General features: G+C 60.9%; 15 protein-coding genes. 8 read left to right on the forward strand and 7 right to left on the reverse strand.

Annotation, left to right across the window (positions count from 1 at the left end; all coding sequences use genetic code 11):
* Positions 1 to 6: 6 nt before the first annotated feature.
* Positions 7 to 816, reverse strand: a complete 810-nt coding sequence (locus K4O48_RS17475; RefSeq protein ID WP_222909619.1) for a class I SAM-dependent methyltransferase — start codon at positions 814 to 816, stop codon at positions 7 to 9.
* Positions 817 to 940: 124 nt separating this feature from the next.
* On the opposite strand from K4O48_RS17475, the gene rsgA reads away from it, so the two are divergent.
* Positions 941 to 1,972: a small ribosomal subunit biogenesis GTPase RsgA gene (gene rsgA, locus K4O48_RS17480; protein WP_222909620.1), complete on the forward strand. Its 1,032-nt coding sequence runs from the start codon at positions 941 to 943 to the stop codon at positions 1,970 to 1,972.
* Positions 1,973 to 2,042: 70 nt separating this feature from the next.
* Here the strand turns inward: rsgA and motB are convergent, their stop codons facing one another.
* Positions 2,043 to 3,047, reverse strand: a complete 1,005-nt coding sequence (gene motB, locus K4O48_RS17485; protein WP_222909621.1) for a flagellar motor protein MotB — start codon at positions 3,045 to 3,047, stop codon at positions 2,043 to 2,045.
* An 8-nt stretch (positions 3,048 to 3,055) separates the two neighbouring features.
* Complete coding sequence (motA, locus tag K4O48_RS17490; protein WP_222909622.1) at positions 3,056 to 3,907, reverse strand: flagellar motor stator protein MotA; 852 nt, start codon at positions 3,905 to 3,907, stop codon at positions 3,056 to 3,058.
* 161 nt (positions 3,908 to 4,068) lie between these two features.
* Between motA and K4O48_RS17495 the strand changes: the two genes are divergently transcribed.
* The 6 genes from K4O48_RS17495 to K4O48_RS17520 all read left to right on the forward strand — a co-directional run bounded on the left by K4O48_RS17495 (position 4,069) and on the right by K4O48_RS17520 (position 12,819).
* Positions 4,069 to 5,583, forward strand: coding sequence for an HDOD domain-containing protein (locus K4O48_RS17495; protein WP_222909623.1), 1,515 nt, complete (start codon positions 4,069 to 4,071; stop codon positions 5,581 to 5,583).
* 220 nt (positions 5,584 to 5,803) lie between these two features.
* A complete protein-coding gene (locus K4O48_RS17500; protein WP_222909624.1) occupies positions 5,804 to 6,619 on the forward strand; it encodes a rhodanese-like domain-containing protein in 816 nt (271 codons plus the stop codon).
* Between the two features lie 11 nt (positions 6,620 to 6,630).
* Positions 6,631 to 7,533, forward strand: coding sequence for an archaetidylserine decarboxylase (gene asd / locus K4O48_RS17505; protein WP_222909625.1), 903 nt, complete (start codon positions 6,631 to 6,633; stop codon positions 7,531 to 7,533).
* A 157-nt stretch (positions 7,534 to 7,690) separates the two neighbouring features.
* Positions 7,691 to 9,508: a molecular chaperone gene (locus tag K4O48_RS17510; protein WP_222909626.1), complete on the forward strand. Its 1,818-nt coding sequence runs from the start codon at positions 7,691 to 7,693 to the stop codon at positions 9,506 to 9,508.
* Positions 9,509 to 9,571: 63 nt separating this feature from the next.
* Complete coding sequence (locus K4O48_RS17515; protein WP_222909627.1) at positions 9,572 to 11,638, forward strand: EAL domain-containing protein; 2,067 nt, start codon at positions 9,572 to 9,574, stop codon at positions 11,636 to 11,638.
* 104 nt (positions 11,639 to 11,742) lie between these two features.
* On the forward strand, positions 11,743 to 12,819 hold the full coding sequence (locus K4O48_RS17520) for an NAD(P)-dependent alcohol dehydrogenase (RefSeq protein WP_222909628.1): 1,077 nt from the start codon (positions 11,743 to 11,745) through the stop codon (positions 12,817 to 12,819).
* Positions 12,820 to 12,888: 69 nt separating this feature from the next.
* Here K4O48_RS17520 and serB read toward each other — a convergent pair whose 3' ends face one another.
* The gene (serB, locus tag K4O48_RS17525; RefSeq protein WP_222909629.1) at positions 12,889 to 14,103 is read right to left on the reverse strand and encodes a phosphoserine phosphatase SerB; all 1,215 of its coding nucleotides are present in this window, start codon (positions 14,101 to 14,103) and stop codon (positions 12,889 to 12,891) included.
* Between the two features lie 206 nt (positions 14,104 to 14,309).
* Between serB and K4O48_RS17530 the strand changes: the two genes are divergently transcribed.
* Positions 14,310 to 15,866 (forward strand): AhpA/YtjB family protein, encoded by a 1,557-nt coding sequence (locus K4O48_RS17530; RefSeq protein WP_222909630.1) that lies wholly within the window; start codon positions 14,310 to 14,312, stop codon positions 15,864 to 15,866.
* Between the two features lie 294 nt (positions 15,867 to 16,160).
* Here the strand turns inward: K4O48_RS17530 and K4O48_RS17535 are convergent, their stop codons facing one another.
* The 3 genes from K4O48_RS17535 to K4O48_RS17545 form a co-directional block, all read right to left on the reverse strand.
* Positions 16,161 to 16,856 carry a membrane integrity-associated transporter subunit PqiC gene (locus K4O48_RS17535; protein WP_260523655.1) on the reverse strand — a complete coding sequence of 232 codons (696 nt, stop codon included), beginning with the start codon at positions 16,854 to 16,856 and terminating at the stop codon, positions 16,161 to 16,163.
* Between the two features lie 213 nt (positions 16,857 to 17,069).
* Positions 17,070 to 19,328: a DNA topoisomerase IV subunit A gene (gene parC / locus K4O48_RS17540; protein WP_222909631.1), complete on the reverse strand. Its 2,259-nt coding sequence runs from the start codon at positions 19,326 to 19,328 to the stop codon at positions 17,070 to 17,072.
* Positions 19,328 to 19,714, reverse strand: a complete 387-nt coding sequence (locus K4O48_RS17545; protein ID WP_222909632.1) for a bleomycin resistance protein — start codon at positions 19,712 to 19,714, stop codon at positions 19,328 to 19,330. Before K4O48_RS17545 ends, parC begins: the two co-directional genes overlap by 1 nt.

Here is a 19,714-nt window from a genome sequence, read left to right on the forward strand (position 1 = left end):
CGCAGTTTAGCTGCTCACTGGACCGCCGTCAGGTTGGACATTGGCGCCGGGCCGCCATAACAGCAGGCGCGAGTGGCGCCAATCGTCGATCGCCAGGACTTCCTCTGCCGCGACACCAGGCACTTCGAAGCTGTTGCTGATCAGCAGTGCGCGCGGATGCATCTCCTCGCACGCCTTCAGCCACAAGGCCGACATGGGCGCTGGCGAAAGGAAGCAATAAACCACCTCGTAATTGCCCAATGGCTCACGCCAGAAGCTGCGAAAGCGTACCCGGCAGTTGCGCTGAAGCAGGCAGCGCAACCAGCACAACGCAAACGTCAGCGGCGCGGTCTCGACGCCGACAAACTGTGCCGTCGGATACGCCCGCGCCAACCGCAGCAGAGTGCCACCGAGCCCGCTGCCCAGATCGACGAAGCGAAATCCAGCAGGCAACGTAGCCAGCCGCTCTATCAGACGCTGCTCCGCCGCAGTCCCGGTCAGATACAGCGGCACCCGCTCCGTGAGTGCATTCCAGTTCAGCAACAAGAGAACAATAAAGCCGACCAATAGCAGCCAGGGCGGAAGTGCGTGATCCTGCAGCAGCACCAGGCCCGGTACAAAACCCAGGTTGATCGGCAGCCACCAGCGCGACAACCCGAACAGATGACCGAAAAGTGCGGCGAGCAGCCCCTGCAACCAGGCAGCGCTCAGCAGGCTCACATGCCAGCCGAGCAGCCGTGCCAGAACCAGTAGGAGCAGCCAGCTGACGAGTAGCGACGAGAGTTGGCTGAGCAAGGCCAGAACGGCGGGAAATCGGGCAAGAGGTGAGGTCAGCATGGATGCGCGTCGCGTAGAAACAGGCCTCGAGTCTAACCGGCTGACAGCAGCCCATACAGGCCCATAGCCGCGCTCGGCCGCATGCTAGACTCGCCTACTTTTCCCACCTGGACACCCTACGCAAATGGCCAAACGCCACCTCAACCGCCGGCAAAGCTGGCGCATCGAGAAGATCCAGGATGAGCGCGCTTCGCGCGCTGCACGACGCGAATCACGCGCCATCGAAGAGCTGGAAGGTGGCGATCTCGGCCCTGAACAGACCGGACTGGTGATCGCTCACTTCGGTGTGCAGGTTGAGGTCGAAGCCCAGGAAGGTGAGCATCGCGGCCAGGTCTTTCGCTGCCACTTGCGCGCGAACCTGCCAGCGCTGGTCACTGGCGACCAGGTCGTCTGGCGGCCTGGGAATCAGGGAATCGGGGTCATCGTCGCCCAGCTAGCGCGCCAGACCGAACTCTGCCGGCCCGATACGCGTGGCCAGCTGAAACCCGTTGCGGCCAACGTCAACCTGATCGTCATCGTGTTCGCGCCGCTACCTGAGCCTCATGCCAACCTCATCGACCGTTACTTGATCGCAGCCGAACATGCCGGCATTACACCGTTGCTGCTGCTGAACAAGGCGGATCTGATCAATGCACAGAACGAGGGTGCGCTCAACGCCCTGCTCGCGGTGTACCGCACGCTGGGGTACCCTCTGATGGAAGTCTCCGCGCATGACGGGGCCGGCATGGAGACCCTGAAAGCACGGCTGGACGGGCATGTCAGCGTGTTTGTCGGTCAGTCTGGTGTGGGTAAATCGTCGCTGGTGAACAGCCTGCTACCGGGGGTCGACACCCGGGTCGGCGCGCTGTCGGAAATGACCGGCAAAGGAACCCATACGACCACCACAGCACGACTGTTCCACTTCCCCGGTGGTGGCGAGCTCATCGACTCACCCGGCATTCGTGAATTCGGTCTTGGCCATGTCAGCCGCGCCGACGTGGAAGCTGGCTTCATCGAGTTTCAGGAGCTGTTGGGGCACTGTCGCTTCCGCGACTGCAAGCATGATCGCGAGCCGGGCTGCGCCCTGCTGAAGGGGCTTGAGCAGGGGCAGATCCAGCCGCAGCGGATGGCCAGTTACCGCCACATCATCAGCAGCTTGCCGGAAGCCGACTACTAGCGGTTCTAGCAATTCGCCAGAGCAGCTCCCTTCGTTCAGCCCTGGCGCTGAACTGTCGCAGGAGTCCGGATCAGTTGCCGCCGGGCTCGTCAAAGTTCAACACGCCATCCTCGAAGATGTTCAGGCGCTCTCGCAGCTGCGGCGACTGCAGCGGATCGGGTAGCGCTGGCGTTGAGGCACCGTCCTGAGGTGCTGCCTCAGCAGGCGTTGATGCGCTCGCCGCATCGGACTGGGCCCCTTCGATATCACGCTGGGCCTTTTTCGTCAGGACCAGGATATCGATGCGTCGGTTGACCGGATTCAAGGGTTCGTCCCGGTCGAACAATGCGGACGAGGCATAGCCCACTACACGGGCAATCTGTTCATCGGGATAGCCGCCAGCAACCAGGGTGCGCCGCGCCGCGTTGGCGCGTTCCGACGACAGTTCCCAATTGCCATAATCGCCACGACCGGAGTATGGCTTGGCATCGGTGTGACCGCTGACGCTGATCTTGTTCGGCACCGCGCGAATGGTGTCGGCCATGGCCAGCAGAATGTCTTCGAAATAGGGCTGGAGCCGCGAACTGCCCAACGCGAACATCGGCCGGTTAGCCGCATCCATTATCTGGATGCGCAAGCCGTCCTGGGTGATCTCGAACAGGATCTGATCTTTGAAACGGGTCAGATCCGGGTTCTCATCGACCTTGTTTTGCAGCTCCTGCAATAACAATTCCAGCCGCTCTCGCTCCAGCTGCTCAGCGAAGGTTTCCGCCTGGTCGGCGTCAATCTTCGATTCGCTCTGCTGAACGGCCGGATCGATCTCCTCGTTAAGCGTGCGGTCGGGCGATGGAGTCGGCGTGCCACCCAGATCGATGACGTGCGGGCTCGCGCTCTCGGTAAAACCGATGGGGTCTTGAAAATACCCGGAAATCGCCCGCTTCTGCTCGGGCGTAGCCGAACTCATCAGCCACATCACCAGGAAGAACGCCATCATCGCCACAGCGAAATCCGCAAAGGCAATTTTCCATGCACCGCCATGGTGGCCGGCAGCGACCTTCTTGACCCGCTTGACGATGATGGGTTGGTTATTGTCCATGACTGCGCTTAGCTACCACGCATGGCTTGTTCGAGCTCCGAGAAGCTCGGGCGATGCGCTGACAGCAGCACCTTGCGACCAAATTCCACCGCCAGGGTCGGTGGCATGCCGGAAGCAGAAGCCACCAGGGTCGCCTTGATTCCTTCGTAAAGGTTCAGCTCTTCCTTGGCGTCATGCTCGAGCGCAGCCGCCAGCGGCCCGAAGAAGCCGTATGAAGCCAGAATGCCAAGGAAGGTGCCGACCAATGCTGTGGCGACCTTCTCGCCGATCATTGCGTTGTCCGCGTCGGCAAGAATCGACATCGTGATCACGATACCCAGTACCGCTGCCACGATCCCCATCGCGGGCAGGCCATCAGCGACGCGGGCTACAGCATGCGAGGGATGCTCCAGCTCCTCTTTGATACTGGCCATTTCCATATCGAACAGCCCCTCCAACTCGTGGGGAGCCATGTTGCCTGACGACATGATCCGCAAATAATCACAAATGAACGCGGTCATTCGCTCGTCTTTCAATATCCCTGGGTATTTGCTGAATATCGGGCTGGCGCTGGGTTCTTCCAGGTCCGCCTCGATCGCCATCATGCCCTCGCGTCGGCTCTTGTTGAGGATTTCATACAGCAGCCCCAGTACTTCCAGGTAGTACTTCTGCGTAAACCGCGTGCTGAACATCTGCAACGATTTCTTGAAGACCAACTTGATGGTGCTGCCCGGGTTGGCCTGCAGAAACCCGCCGAGTGCCGCGCCGCCGATGATCATGACTTCGAACGGGTGGATAAGCGCGCCGATCTTGCCGCCGGACAGCACGAAACCGCCGAGCACGCTGCCGATGACTACAAGGATGCCGATAATTTTTGCCATAAGAGGTACGTCTAAAACCTAGTACAGAGCACCTGGAGAAGTCGCGCGACGTCGCACGCTCACTGAGTTACAGGCGGGGCGTATGAAAGAATTGTTCGGGTTATCGGTACTTTTGCGCCAGACTAAAGGCCATCCCGATGAAATGCTAGTTCGGCGGCGCCATGAACACGACACCTCTCCCCCGCACGCTTCCCGCCTGGATTGAGGCGCTGGACGCCGTAGTCCTGCCAGCGTTTGCCGACCCCTATGCACGCGTCCAGCGGGCGCTGCGTGATAGCAGCATGTCGATGCGTCAGATCGCCGATCTGATTCAGGAAAGCCCGGTCCTGGCGCTTAACGTGATTCGCGAAGCCAACCGCGACGCCGCATCGCGCAACAAACCGGCCGAGAGCCTGGAAGTTGCGCTCAGTCGCATCGGCTTGAAGCGTGCCGAAACGCTGTTCTCCAAGGTTCCCGCCGCCCAGCCCCAAGATATTCCGGCCCCGCTGCGGCAGATGGTGCTCATCAGCCGCCATGCCAGTCAGCAGGCCAACGGCTTGTTCGCGTCTCGCCTCGCGCGACTCTGGCAAGAGATCCACTGGAGCAGCCTGCTGTTTCTCTCACCCGTCTGGGCGCTTGTCGCAGCTCACCCTGAACTACTTGAAAGCTGGGAACAGCGGGTACTGGTTAAGCGTGAACCGGCGCGTCCGGTCGAGCAATCGCTGCTTGGCGTGTCACTGCTGGAGCTGTGCGTGGCAACGGCTGAACACTGGGGTTTGCCGGGCTGGGTCTCCCAGGGTTATCGGCTGCTCAGTGAAAACCGGCGCATGCTGATCAAGGCGCTGCACATCGCCCGTGACAACGAACATCCGCTGCATCAGCAACAGATGCTCGATGCCGATCCAGATCTCCGCCGCTGGCTCACACTACCAAGCAACACCATCGTGCTCGCCAATTGTTTGGCGATGTCAGCGCACCACAGCTGGGGCGGCATTCACAGCCTGCGTTGGCAGCGGCTCGCCGGACTCTATCTTCAGATTCCGCTGACCGAACTTCAGCACCTCGTGCATCAGCAAGCCGTGACCAGTGCACGGGAGATCGGGCCAACCGACCTCTGGCACCCCGCTCAAGGGTTGCTGTGGCCGTGGGAGAGTGTCTTTCAGGTCGAGCGGGCCGCGAAGCGCCCCGATACCGACGCGCTGGCGCAATGGCGCACCCATTGCCGTGAGCTGCTCAGCGAACCGAGCCCTTACGATAACGTCGTGCAGCTCACTGCGAGCGCATGCAAAGCCCTGTCATGCGCGGGCATGCAACGCGTCTTGCTGATGCTCGTCGACCGTAAGCAGCAGCGCCTCGTTAGCCAGCAGACCAGCGGACTGCCGCGCGACGCGGCCAGACTGACCATCGACCCGGATCAGAGCCAGGTGTTGCGCCGGCTGCTCGAAAAGCCTGTGCAGCTCAGACTGACACCAAACAATCTGGCGCAGTTCTCAGCGCTCCTACCGGGTGCTTTAAAGTCACTGTTCCCCAGTGAACATTTATTGCTGCGCTCCGTCGGCAGCGAGGGTCGGGTGGTCATGCTGCTGGTGGCCGATCAGAACAACACCGCGCTCAGCGAGACGAGCCTGCAGGTGTTCAGCAAGACAGTGCAATGCATCGAGCGCGCACTGGCGACGTTCAGCAAACGAGGGCGCTGAATGCGCGCCAGTTAGCCGCTGTAGGCTGTCTGATCGCCAGCTATCTGGCTTACTCACTCATCTAACTGTCCGCGCCCCGCTCCGCTTCTTCGGTTGTCCTAGCTCGTACGCTCATTCTTAGACTGTGCCCCAGAGCGCCGTTGCACCTTGTCATACCTGCCTCGCCTACGTTTTCAACAGCCTGCTAGACTTGGCCTCTTCAGACCAACCGAGGCTTGCCGTGTCCGCCTTTTCAACCTTGCCCCTGGTAATCGAACCGGCCGATCTGGCCCTGCGCCTGGACGCTCCTGAACTGATTCTGGTCGATCTGACCAGCGCAGCTCGCTACGCTGAGGGGCATCTGCCCGGTGCACGATTCGTCGACCCCAAGCAGACCCAGCTGAGCCAGCCACCCGCACCGGGCCTTTTACCTGGCAAGCCACAACTGGAAGCACTGTTTAGTGCACTGGGGCATCGCCCAGACGCGGTTTACGTTGTCTATGATGATGAAGGTGGCGGCTGGGCCGGCCGATTCATCTGGCTGCTGGACGTCATCGGCCACCACCGATACCACTACCTTAACGGTGGTTTGCACGCCTGGCTGGCCGAACCACGGCCGCTGTCGCAGGACACGCCTGCCCCCTCTGGCAGGCCGATCACGCTGCAGTACGACGAGTCGCCCAGCGCGACCCGTGAGTACATTGAAAGCCGGCTCGGCGCACCTGACATGGTCATTTGGGACGCGCGCTCACCTGAGGAATACCGCGGTGAGAAAGCCCTCGCCGCGCGTGCCGGCCACATCCCTGGGGCGATCAACTTCGAGTGGACAGCGGCAATGGACGCAACGCGCGGCCTGCGCATTCGCGAAGACATCGCCGAACGACTGGAGATGCTCGGCATCACTGCCGACAAGGAAATCATCACTCATTGCCAGACGCATCATCGCTCCGGCTTCACCTACCTGCTGGCTAAAGCCCTGGGCTATCCGCGCGTCAAGGCATATCCCGGTTCTTGGGGCGAATGGGGCAACCTGCCCGATACGCCAATCCAGCAATGAAAAGGTCATCCATGAAAGATCGCTTGTTCGTAGTCAGTCAGTACCTGCTTCCGCACCACCTGATCTCACGCCTCGCCGGCTGCCTCGCCGAGTGCCGGTTGCCTTGGGTGAAAAACACCTTCATCAAGTGGTTTGTTCGACATTTTCAAGTCGACATGCGCGAAGCACAGATCGAAGACCCAACCGCCTATGAACATTTCAATGCGTTTTTCACTCGCGCACTGAAAGACGGCGCTCGCCCACTGGACCCAACCCCTGGCGCCATTCTCAATCCCTGTGACGGTGCCATCAGTCAGCTCGGCCGGATCGAGCAGGGTCGAATCTTTCAAGCCAAGGGTCACAGCTACAGCGTGATGGAACTGCTAGGCGGTGACCATGAGCGCGCCGCGCCGTTCATGGGCGGCGATTTCGCCACCGTGTACCTGTCGCCCAAGGACTACCATCGCGTACACATGCCACTAACCGGCACCCTGCGCGAGATGATTTACGTACCCGGCCGTATCTTCTCGGTGAACACCGTGACCGCTGAAGGTGTACCGGAGCTGTTCGCCCGTAATGAGCGCGTGGTCTGCCTGTTCGACACCGAGCGCGGACCGATGGCGATGGTGTTGGTCGGCGCGATGATCGTTGCGAGCATCGAGACGGTCTGGGCCGGACTCGTGACGCCACCCAAGCGTACGCTCAAGACTCACCGCTATGACGAAGCCAGTCGCGCCCCGATTCAGCTCGAAAAAGGCGCCGAGATGGGCCGTTTCAAATTGGGATCGACGGTCATTCTGCTGTTCGGGCCGGACCAGGTCAGCTGGGCTGAGCGCCTGACTGCGTTATCACCGGTCTGCATGGGCGACAGCCTGGGCCAGGCCAAGTCCGTGCCGCCCGTTATTACGCCGGCCTCCGATTCGACGGAAACATAGAACCGAACCAATGGTCGGCTGCTGCTGGCCAACGTCTCCGTGTCCGCTATGATGTCAGCCAGCGATTGCATTTTGATATCACAGTGTGACGAACGCCCTCATCGCACCCCCGACCGAGAATCGGTGCGCGAAGACCGCTTGCCACGGAGTTCATTGTTTGGAAACCCAGAGCCAACCCCTGTTGTTGCGCGTACCAACGCCGGATTGCGAGGAGCTATCCTTCTGCGAGCCAAGCGTGCGTGGCGTCCGGCGTTGGCTTTCAGGCCTGCCCAAGGCCAATCTCGGTGAAACCGCACGCCAGCTATACCAGGCCATGCTGGAGCTTAATCAGCTGCGTACGACGGTCCAGAACCGACTGCAACTGCTCGAATTGTTGAGGCCCGAGATCCATTTCGTTTGCCGGGAACTCGAGCGCTATTTCATCAATCAGCCCATCGTCCTCGGCGAGCGCCCGCGCAAAGTGGCCAGCCTGTGCCAGGCCCTGCACAATCACCTCGCCATTGGATACAAACTGATTGCCGTCGAGCTGTCTGCACAGACGGGGCGTGAACGGCTGCAGCTGCTCACCATCTCCCTGCAGCGAGCGATCCGTAGCCTCTGCGCAATGCTCGTTCGCTCGACACAGCTGTACAGTCCAACACCGGACGGCTTGTGGCTTGAGCTTCATCAGCTATACGCCATTGCCAGCGATCAGGGCCTTCACCGCACCGTAGTGCGTGACGATCTGGCCTACCGGGTCAAAGGGTTAAGCGCTGAACAGAGCTATATCGTCGCGCTGATGATCGGCAGCGCCCGCTGCAACCAGATGCGCCAACAGAATGTCGCACAGCTGGCTCAGGTTCTTGAGCCCTGGAGCGCATGGGTTCGCCTGCAATCGGCACAGAACCCGTCGAGCCTTTTCGGTGTATCGCCTCGGGTCGATGGCCCGCCGCGTTACCGGTCGATGTTTACTTTCGAAGAGCGGGCCAACCTGCTCGGCGTCGACCCCCATGGCCTGGTCAAAGCCATCCAGCTTTTCCTCCAATCGCCAACGAGTGGCGCCGAACAGAACGAGCTTGCCGTTCCGGAGGGGCTTAGCCTGGATCTTCTCCAGCACATCAGCGCCGCCTGGGGTGACATCTCCGAGCGGAGTTTCCAGCGCACCCCCACGAAAGGCTCGATGACGATATGCATCGGCATGAGCGCGCTGCATTATTTTTTGGCGGATCGACGCCCCTTCGTCGGGCTGTTGAAACGACCCGACGCCACGCGATCTGCGGTTTTCAAACTGAACAATGGCGCACCGGACGTCTGGTCCGTTGCCTTTGACGCCCAGGCGATCAACGAGGATGGGGTACTGCCAAGCGATTGCATCGAGTTTGTCCGCCCCGTTATCGAGAGCACAACGGATGAGGATGAAACCGAAACCTCCTCAGTTGCTGATCTTTTCCCTACGTTCGAAGTCCAGCGCGTCGACCACAGCCCCGGCGGCTTTTGCCTGTCGTGGCAGGGCGAGGTCCCGGCTCATCTCCAGGCAGGCGAGCTGCTAGGCCTTCAGGACGCTACCAGTCAGGCCTGGAGTGTCGCAGTGGTGCGCTGGATCCGCCAGGTTCGCGGCAGTGGGCCACAGATGGGTGTAGAACTCATCGCTCCTTCCGCACAGCCCTGCGGGCTTCGCCTGCTCCGGAAAACTGAGCAGAGTAGTGAATACCTGCGCGCCCTGCTGTTGCCTGAAATCAGTGTGATCTCTCGTCCGGCGACGCTGATCGTTCCGCGCTTGCCGTTTCAGGAAGGTCAAAAAGTGCAGATCAATCAGAACGGCGACGAACACCGAGCGCAACTCTGTCGCCGCCAAACGGGTACCAGTAGCTACAATCAGTTCGAATACCAGTTGGTAGGGGTTGCGGCCCCACCGCAGGAGACCCCCATCACAGCCAGGGGAACCCAGGCGGCCACACGGGGCGAAGATTTTGACTCGCTCTGGAACACGCTGTAGATTGCGGCTCACTGTACTTTTAGCCTTCACGCCCCGTCTACGGCGCGTTCCAAAGCTGCTGCCATGGCCCCGCACAAGAAAACCATCCGCCTGTTGCTCCTCGAAGATTCGCAGAATGAAGCTGAGCGACTGGTCAGCCTGTTCCGCAACGCGGGCCAGGCGACGCGCGTCCATCGACTTACCTCCAGCGAGGACCTTGCTGATGCGCTTCAGCAAACCTGGGACTTGCTGATCAATGCACCGGCGAGCGTCAACCTTGATCCTAGCGAAGCCATTGGTGCCGTCCGCAAGCAGGCGAAGGACATTCCGGTCATTCAGTTGATCGAGGGCAACGATGTCGATGCCATTACTGAGGCCCTGTCCCTCGGCGCCCAAGGCGCGCTGCCTCAGGGCGAAGACGAATGGCTGATCCTGGTTGCTAACCGGGAGATCGCGAATCTCGAAGAACGTCGTGCGCGCCGCTCCGCCGAGCTGGCGCTGCGTGAGGCCGAAAAACGGTGTCAGCTCCTGCTGGAGAGCTCCGTAGATGCCATCGCCTATGTTCATGATGGCATGCATATCTATGCCAACCGCGCCTATCTGGAGCTGTTTGGCTATGAAGACGTAGACGAACTGGAAGGCATGCCCATGATCGATCTCATCGCGTCCTGCGATCAGGTCGAGTTCAAGAGCTTTCTAAAGAACTATCAAAGCATTCAGGGCAGCGCTGAGCTGGTGTGCGGCGGTATCCGCGCCGATGGCGGCAACTTCAAGGCCCGCATGCACTTTTCACCAGCGAGCTACGACGGTGAACCCTGCATCCAAGTCGTCATTCGTGCTGAGACCGGCAATGCCGAGCTGGAAAAGCTACGTGAAATCAGCAGCCAGGACGTCGTGACGGGTCTGTACAACCGAAACTATTTCCTCGACTCGCTGGACAGCGCTGTGGAGCGCGCCGTCAATGCCGGTCAGGGCGCGAGCCTTGCCTACATCCGGATCGATCGTTTCGCCAGCCTTCAAGCCGATATCGGCTTGGGCGACTCCGACCGTCTGCTGGCCGAGTTGGCCCAGCTGCTTCGCAGTCAGTTCCCCGATAGCGCCGAGCTGGCCCGCTTCGGGGACGACGCCTTCGCGGTGCTCATGCCCAATGCCGCGCCGCAACAACTTCAGCAGCCATTGACTGAATTGCTGCGCAAGGTCGAGGGCCATCTGTTCGAGGTCAGCGGCCGCACCGTTCAAACCAGCCTGAGCATCGGCGTTGCCGCGCTTGACGAAAAAACCGCGAAAGCCCGGGACGTGATCGATCGCGCTCACCGTTGTGCCGAAGAGCTTACCGACGGCAACGGGCTTGGGATTTACAACCCCGCCGACGAGCTGGCGGCTGCCGCCAGCCGCGGCAATGTGCTTGCCATGTTGCAGCAGGCGCTCGAGAAAAACAGCTTCCGCCTATTGTTCCAACCGATCATCAGCCTGCGCGGCGACAGCCACGAGCATTATGAGGTTCTGCTGCGCCTGCTCGATCCGCAGGGAGTGGAAGTGCCGCCGGGAGACTTCCTGGACGCGGCAAAAGAAGCGGGGCTGGCCACAAAGATCGACCGATGGGTGCTGCTCAATTCGATCAAGCTGCTCGCTGAACATCGCAGCAAAGGGCATAGCACACGCCTATTCGTACATCTTTCAAGCGCGAGCTTGCAGGATCCATCCCTGCTTAACTGGCTTGGCGTCGCGCTCAAGGCGTCGCGACTGCCTCCCGACTCACTGGTTTTCCAGATTGATGAGCAGGACGCCGTCGCTTACCTGAAGCAAGCAAAAGCGCTAACGCAGGGGATGGGTGGGCTCGGCTGCCGTATCGCGCTCAGCCAGTTCGGTTGTGTGTTGAACCCTTTCAACACCCTCAAGCACCTCAATGCAGATTTCGTGAAAATAGACGGGTCCTATACCCAGGACCTCAGCCGTCAGGAAAACCAGGAAGCGCTCAAGCAACTACTGGCGGACCTCCATGAGCAGGCCAAGCAGACCATCGTCCCCTTCGTTGACAGCGCCACCGCGCTCGCCACGCTATGGCAAGCCGGTGTTGGCTACATCCAGGGGCAGTATCTACAGGGCCCAAGTCAGTCGATGGATTACAACTTCTCATCTGACGACGACTAAGCGGCTGGGCCGGCGCGGATCCGCGCCGGCCATTGACCGGGGGCATCCGCCATCGGCGCGAGAGTCTACAGTGGTTAGTTCCTACACCTGAGGGAGCAAACCACATGGCCATGATGAAAGCCGCCGTATTCGTCGAGCCCGGCAGGATCGAGCCGCAGGACAAGCCCATCCCTGAGGTCGGCCCCAACGATGCCCTGCTGCGCATCACCACGACCACCATCTGCGGCACGGACGTGCACATCCTCAAGGGTGAATATCCCGTCGCTCAGGGCCTGACCATCGGTCACGAGCCCGTCGGCATCATCGAGAAGCTGGGCAGCAACGTTCAAGGCTACGAGGAAGGCCAGCGCGTGATCGCCGGCGCCATCTGCCCCAGTTTCACTTCCTACGCCTGCCAGGACGGCGTTTCATCCCAGGATGGCGGCACCTGTGGTTGCCATGGCTACAAGCCGATGGGGGGCTGGCGCTTCGGCAATACCATCGATGGAACCCAGGCCGAGTATGTACTGGTGCCTGACGCCCAGGCGAACCTCGCCCCGGTACCCGACGGTCTGACCGACGAACAGGTGCTGATGTGCCCGGACATCATGTCCACCGGCTTTGGTGGCGCGGAAAAAGCCGATATCAAGATTGGCGATATCGTGGCGATCTTCGCCCAGGGACCCATCGGACTTTGCGCCACCGCCGGGGCCAAGCTTCGCGGCGCCAGCTGCATCATCGTGGTCGACGGGGTCGAGGAACGCCTGACGATCGCCCGGCAGATGGGGGCGGACGTGACACTCAACTTCCGCGAAGTGGACGTGGTCGAGGAGATCCTCAAAATCACCGGCGGCCGCGGCGTGGACGCCGCCATCGAGGCGCTGGGCACCCAGCTGACCTTCGAACAGTCCCTGCGCGTACTCAAGCCGGGCGGAACGCTGTCCAGCTTGGGGGTCTATTCCGACGATCTGAAGATTCCGCTCGGTGCATTCCATGCGGGCCTCGGCGACCACAAGATCGTTACCTCGCTGTGTCCCGGCGGCAAGGAGCGCATGCGGCGCTTGCTGAACGTCGTTGCTTCCGGTCGTGTCGACTTCGGCGCCCTGGTCACCCACCAGTACAAGCTGGACGCCATCACCGACGCCTACGAGCTGTTTGCCAACCAGCGCGACGGCGTGTTGAAAGTTGCGATCAAGCCCTGACGGCGCCAACGAGAAAGCCCCGGGGCGGAACAGTGCAGGGGCTTTCTGCCGCTGGAAGCCCTGGTTGGCCTACTCCGTCCCTTCCCGATCCCTGAACCCCAGCAGATAGAGAATGCCATCGATCCCCAGAGTGGAGATGGCTTGCTTAGCCGACTGCTTGACCAGGGGTTTGGCCCGAAATGCCACGCCCAGGCCGGCCAGGCCGAGCATTGGCAGGTCATTGGCGCCATCACCTACGGCAATGGTCTGCTCCAGGCGCAAGCCTTCCTTCTGCGCCAGCTCACGCAGCAGATCGGCCTTGCGCTGCGCATCGACAATGGGTTCCTGAGCGACTCCGGTGAGCTTGCCGTCGACGATTTCCAGCTCATTGGCATAGATGTAGTCGATTCCTAGTCTGGCCTGCAGCTGGCGCGCAAAGTACGTGAAGCCGCCCGAAAGGATCGCGGTCTTGTAGCCCAGCCGCTTCAGCTCGGCAAACAGCAACTCAGCGCCCTCCGTGAGGCGCAGGCTGGCGCCAACTTCAGCCAAGGCGCGCTCCTCCAAACCTTCGAGCAGTGCCAGACGCTCTTTGAAGCTGGCGCGGAAGTCCAGCTCGCCGCGCATCGCCCGCTCAGTGATTTCCGACACTTGCGCGCCAACGCCTGCCACCTTGGCCAGCTCGTCGATGACCTCCGCCTCGATTAGCGTGGAGTCCATGTCGAACACCGCCAGCCTGCGATTGCGACGGAACACCGAGTCGCGCTGGAAGGCAATGTCGACGTTGAGCTCCTGCGCCACACTGAGGAATTCGGCACGCAGAGCAGCGGTATCAGCCGGTTCGCCACGGACCGAGAACTCGACGCAACCCTTACCCAGCTCTTCGGGCACATCCAACGGCTGGCGACCCGAGAGGCGATCAATGTGATCGATGTTGAGACCGTATTTGGCGGTGATCGAGCTGACCCGTTGCAGCTGCTCGGCGGTAACCTTGCGGGTCAGCAACGTGACGATATGGCGCGGCTTGCCCTGCCCCGCCACCCACTGCTGGTAATCGGATTCCGCAACGGGCGTGAACCGCACCTGCTGGTCGTGCTTGTAGCCGGTAAACAGCACATCTTTCAGCACCGAAGACGCCCGTTCGGTATCGGGAATTTCCACGAGGATGCCGAACGACAAGGTGTCATGAATCACGGCTTGCCCGATATCGAGGATGTTCACTCCACCCTGGGCCAGCACGCCGGTGATGGCCGCGGTCAGCCCGGGACGATCTTCCCCGGTAATGTTGATCAGGACGATTTCGCGCAAGGCGCAGCTCCTACGGCAAAGAAGGCGTGCATTCTACAACAGGCGATCCGTCGCCGAGGGCCTCAGCCACGTGACAAAAAACTGACCATACCGGCGATGTTGCGCCGATGCTTCTGCAATTCGTCAGCTTTGACTGCGAGACCTTCAGCACCCAGTGCGCTTTCCGTATACTGCGCGGCACTTCCCTAAGAGTAGAGCCGCGCTCTGTGAACCGGCCCGCATCCGTCAAGTCCGATAACTTCTTCCTGCTGATCTACCGCGCGCTGCGCCAGCGACGTATCCCGCTGGTGCTCCGGGTGGCCAGCCACACGCTGTTGCTTGTTGCCTTGGCACTCATCATTTATGCCTGGGTCATGGGCATGCAGTTCAAGCACGCCATGGAGCAGCAGGCCGATGCCTTGGGGCAGAGCCTCATCACCCAGACGGCCGCCTCGGCGACCGATCTTCTGGTGGCCAATGACATCCTCAGCCTCAACGTATTGCTGAGCAATCTGGTGAAAAACCCGCTGGTTGCTCATGCGGCAGTTTATAGCGTCGATAATCGCGTGCTGGCCGAGTCGGGCTCGCGGCCACAGCGGAACCTGCTGGGCGACGAGGAGGGTCTCTACTCCACTCCAATCAGCTTCCAGGAGGTGATTGCGGGACACTTGCGCATCAGCCTCGACATGCACCAGTTTCAGCAGCCGATGACCATCAGCCTGCAGAGCATGGGTCTGCTCAGCCTTATCCTGCTTGCGCTGGCCCTAACATTAAGCATGCGGCTCGGTCGGCAGCTCTCGCTTCCCCTTATGCAGCTGCGTCTCTGGCTTCGCGACCCTGATGACCCGGCTCCTGGTGCCGGACGACAAGATGAAATAGGTGATCTGGCGCGACAACTCCAAGCGCGTCTCGTACCTGAAGTACCCGAGCCCGAGATCGAACTGGACGACAGCATGCAGGACATGTACTCGGCGCATATCGAGGTGCCAGCCAATGCTCCGGTGGCTGACTATGAACGTGTTGAGACCGGGTTTGATGATCGTCTCGAAGACGATGATGTAGACCTGAATTCAGCCAAAACAGCCGTTGCGGCAGCGTTTGCACCTGACGATGACGACCCGTTCGACACGGACCCGCCCTTTTCAGAAGCCAAACCACAGCAGCCGGCGACAGTGACCCTCGCCCCCGCGCCTTCCGTTACTGCTGGGAAAAGCGGTGTTCTCGCGATTCAGCTCGGCGCGCAGGAGCAGCTTCGGCGCCTGCCACGCGCACAGCTTACCGAGCTGCTGCAGCGTTACCGCGACTGTCTGCAACAGGCTGCAACCCTGTATCAGGCTGAACTGCACACGCTCAATGACGGCAGCAGCCTGATGCTGTTCCACAGCCAGGACGATGAGCAGAACTACCTGACCCACGCTATCTGCTGTGGCGAGCTCATGCGGGCGCTCGGACACGCCCTGCAAATTGAGGTCGCGGATAGCGGCATTACCCTGCAGCTGCAGCTGGGCCTGACCCAAGGCGACGGGCTCTACGACCTCAGCCAAGGCGACCTTCTACTCAGTGAGCAGGCCCAGGCCGCGCTGGCGATGTCCCAGCACAGTCGCAACCTGCTGCTGGTCGAACGCAGCATTGGCGAAGACAACCTTATTCGCCAGCGCGCACGCATTCGTCCGATTGCCAGTCCGGAAGGCGCCTGTTGCGTCGAACGCTTGCTCGAACCCTATCCGTCGCTGCTCGAGCGCCAGCTGGCACGCATGCACGAGCTGCGCAGCCGCAGCATGTGATGCCATTTCTTCGTAGTTGGCTGCTTCGCGGATCTCGCTAAGACGGGGCATCGCGGGACGCGAGCATCCGCCCACGAGACACGATCCACTCGTGGATGGGCGAACAGCTCCTAGAGGTCGGGCCGAAGCAGCCGCGACGTCACTCAGCTCCGCAGGCAGCACCCCGCGTTATTTGCTCAGTGCAGGGCTTCTCGCATGGTCTTGCAACACTTGCGAAACGGTTAGCACACGGTTGAGTGCGCAACCACGGTTCGTACTGCACCGTGGCTGACGCCAGCTGCCGGGCTTAGCAGCTCAGAAGCGGAACACTTCCAGATCGGTTCTGATGGGTTCAACGGCGGGAATGGTCGGAAGCGCTGGCTCTGGTCGGCTCGGCGTCTTCGTGCTGTTGCGTTTGGCGGGCGCCCGGGACGCAACTGCCATGGGTTCGATAGCGGTCGCTATCATCTCGCTCAAGCGCTGTAATAACTCGCTTTGTGCACGGACCTGATCGCCCGTGCTGCCCTGATGCTGCTCTTGCAATCGAACCAGACGGCTGCTCTGATGCTTGCCTAGCTTATCCAGCACGCGCCATTGAGCTTCCAGTACCGCGGGATGCTGCGGGCCAGAATCCAGGCGGGTGATTTCAAGCTCGACCTGCACATCGGGATTAAAACCTTCTCGACCTGGGCTGAGCTCAAGACTCTGAGACTTTAGCCGCCACGCCAGCTGGCGCAGCAATAGCTGATTTACGTTGCCCTGTAGGTCTCCAGCCCAGCGTGCTCGCTGCCCTTCAGGCGCTAAACCTCCGTCTGGCAGGCGCTGCAGCAACGCATCGCGCTGCAGGTAGTCGGCCAACCTCACAGGCCCCAGCAAAATCGACGCACCGTCAGCCCCGGCCGCGGGCATCTCCACTGTACCGTTGTCGAGTTGGTACATCGGCACTGGCTGCGTAACGCAGCCGGTGAGGCCGGCACAGGCTAGTAGTAAAACAATAGTGAGGCGCTGCACGTTCGTCTCTACCTTGGCTCAGGACTTGGCTACGTCAGCCAGCTGGGCCTGTCTGCCCCGCTGCACCCGTCACCAGTCGCAGTACCGATTGTCTTCGACTTCCGACGTGCCATATGAATAAGCAACCCTGTCGGAGAGAGTCGGCGGGATATTGGAAGGCCGCTATCTTCCGTGAAACGGCCGCTGGAAGCCAGCCTTTAGCGTATTACAGCGTCAGCTCACAGCCTCCACCAACAGCGCGTCCACCCGCTGAAAGCCGCGCGGCAGCTTGTTTCCGCGTCGACCACGCTCTCCCTTGTAATGCTCCAGGTCATCAGCCCTGAGTGAAAGGGTCCGCTTACCTGCCTGCAAAATCAGCGTCGCGCCCTGCGGCAACACGGCAAGATCCGTCAGGTACTCTTCACGGCTGGCGACGCGATCACCGGGGATGCCGATGATCTTGTTGCCCTTGCCTTTACCCAGCTGCGGCAGATCACGGATCGGGAACACCAGCAGGCGGCCTTCAGTCGTGACGGCCGCCAGCAAGTCCTGATCACGATTCTTCAACGGTCGCGGCGCGACTACGCGCGCGCCAGCGGGCAACGACAGCAGTGCCTTACCCGCCTTGTTCTTGGCTTGCAGGTCCTCACCCTTGACCACAAAGCCATAACCCGCATCGGAGGCGATCACATACAACGCCTCATCGTCTGGCAGCAATACGCATTCGAAACTGGCCCCCGGCGGTGGAGTCAGCCGCCCGGTCAACGGCTCGCCCTGGCCTCGCGCCGAAGGGAGCGAGTGCGCAGCCAAGGAATAGCTGCGGCCGCTGGAGTCGATGAACACGGCGTACTGATTGGATCGACCGGGGGCAGCCGCCCGGAAACCGTCACCGGCCTTGTAGGACAGGCCAGTCGCGTCGATATCGTGACCCTTGGCGCAACGCGCCCAGCCCTTCTCGGAAATCACCACGGTCACCGGCTCGGACGGCAGCAGCTCGTTTTCCGATAGCGCCCGCGCCTCGGCGCGCGCGACGATAGGCGATCGACGGTCATCGCCGTAAGTTTCGGCGTCGGCTATCAGCTCCTTGCGCACCAGCTTCTTCAGCTTTGCTTCGCTACCCAACAACGCCAGCAACTTCTCACGCTCCTTGGCCAGCTCGTCCTGCTCGCCGCGGATCTTCATCTCTTCCAACCGCGCCAGCTGACGCAAGCGGGTATCTAGGATGTAGTCGGCCTGCAGCTCGGACAACTCAAACCGCGCCATCAAGACCGGCTTGGGCTGATCCTCGGTCCGGATGATGTGAATCACCTCGTCGAGGTTGAGAAACGCGACCAACAAGCCTTCCAACAAATGGAGGCGCCTTTCGACCTTGTCCAGACGGAATTGCAGGCGGCGGCGCACGGTGCCGATGCGATAGGCAAGCCATTCGCTGAGCAATACCCTGAGGTTTTTGACCTGCGGCCGGCCATCGAGACCAATGACGTTGGTGTTGACCCGGTAGCTAGACTCCAACTCGGTGGTGGCGAACAGGTGCTGCATCAGCTCGTCGGCGTCGACCCGATTGGAGCGGGGAATGATGACAATCCGACACGGATTCTCGTGGTCCGATTCGTCCCGCAGATCGGCGACCATCGGCAGTTTTTTCGCCTGCATCTGTGTGGCGATCTGCTCCAACACCTTGGAGCCCGACACCTGATGGGGCAACGAGGTGACAACGATATCGCCATCCTCGACGCGATATACGGCGCGCATGCGCACCGAGCCGCGACCGGTTTCGTAGATTTTCAGCAGGTCAGCGCGCGGGGTGATGATCTCCGCCTCGGTCGGGTAATCAGGCCCCTGAACATGTTCACAGAGCTGCTCGACAGTGGTCTTTGGATCATCCAGCAAGCGCACGCAGGCGGCCGCCACTTCCCGCAGATTATGCGGCGGCACATCAGTCGCCATGCCCACGGCGATACCGGTTGTGCCATTGAGCAACAGGTTAGGCAGACGCGCTGGCAGGGTCGCTGGCTCGTTCAGGGTGCCATCGAAATTAGGAACCCAATCCACGGTGCCCTGCCCCAGCTCGGTGAGCAGCACTTCCGAATAACGCGACAGACGCGCCTCGGTGTAACGCATGGCGGCAAAGGATTTCGGATCGTCCGGCGCGCCCCAGTTGCCCTGGCCATCGACCAGCGTGTACCGATAACTGAACGGCTGAGCCATGAGCACCATGGCCTCATAGCAGGCCGAATCCCCATGGGGATGGAACTTACCCAGCACGTCACCGACCGTACGGGCCGACTTTTTGTGCTTCGAATCTGCGTTCAGCCCCAGCTCGCTCATGGCGTAGATGATGCGTCGCTGCACGGGTTTGAGGCCGTCGCCGATATGCGGCAGTGCGCGATCCATGATCACGTACATTGAATAATTGAGGTACGCCTGCTCGGTGAAGTCAGCGAGGGAGCGACGCTCCACGCCGTCCAGGCTCAGATCTAGAGATTCGCTCATCAGCAGTTTTCTTCAGCAAAGGATGGATGACGACTCCCGGCAGGTTGCTCGCCGAACTTGAGCAAGTTGCCGTGGGCGTCGGTGACGTAGAGTTCCTTCATGCCCCAGGGCCGCAGAACAGGCGCTTCCAAGGCCAGGCCACGCTGGCAAAGCTCGCGGTACAACGCCTGGCAATCACCGGTGCGCACATAGCAGGAAGTGTTTTCAGCAACGTGGCGGTCGTCGCAAAGCCAGAAGTGCAACTCGGCACCCTCGCGCTCCATGATCAAGTAGTCGGCCGCCTCCAGGAGCACTCGGAAGCCGAGAAACGAAGCGTAGAACTCACGACTCTCAGCGAGATTCAACGATGCCAGTACGGGCACCGTCGCCTGTATCAGAGCGCTCAT

This window comes from Pseudomonas sp. DNDY-54 (assembly GCF_019880365.1).
In the GTDB taxonomy this organism is placed as follows: Bacteria; Pseudomonadota; Gammaproteobacteria; order Pseudomonadales; family Pseudomonadaceae; genus Stutzerimonas; species Stutzerimonas stutzeri_P.

Excerpts from the sequence above, each read along its gene's own strand:
- asd (WP_222909625.1), top strand. The coding sequence starts at position 6,631 with ATGAAAGATCGCTTGTTCGTAGTCAGTCAGTACCTGCTTCCGCACCAC.
- K4O48_RS17475 (WP_222909619.1), bottom strand. The coding sequence starts at position 816 with ATGCTGACCTCACCTCTTGCCCGATTTCCCGCCGTTCTGGCCTTGCTC.
- K4O48_RS17545 (WP_222909632.1), bottom strand. The coding sequence starts at position 19,714 with ATGAGCGCTCTGATACAGGCGACGGTGCCCGTACTGGCATCGTTGAAT.
- parC (WP_222909631.1), bottom strand. The coding sequence starts at position 19,328 with ATGAGCGAATCTCTAGATCTGAGCCTGGACGGCGTGGAGCGTCGCTCC.
- rsgA (WP_222909620.1), top strand. The coding sequence starts at position 941 with ATGGCCAAACGCCACCTCAACCGCCGGCAAAGCTGGCGCATCGAGAAG.
- K4O48_RS17495 (WP_222909623.1), top strand. The coding sequence starts at position 4,069 with ATGAACACGACACCTCTCCCCCGCACGCTTCCCGCCTGGATTGAGGCG.
- motB (WP_222909621.1), bottom strand. The coding sequence starts at position 3,047 with ATGGACAATAACCAACCCATCATCGTCAAGCGGGTCAAGAAGGTCGCT.
- K4O48_RS17520 (WP_222909628.1), top strand. The coding sequence starts at position 11,743 with ATGGCCATGATGAAAGCCGCCGTATTCGTCGAGCCCGGCAGGATCGAG.
- K4O48_RS17515 (WP_222909627.1), top strand. The coding sequence starts at position 9,572 with ATGGCCCCGCACAAGAAAACCATCCGCCTGTTGCTCCTCGAAGATTCG.
- motA (WP_222909622.1), bottom strand. The coding sequence starts at position 3,907 with ATGGCAAAAATTATCGGCATCCTTGTAGTCATCGGCAGCGTGCTCGGC.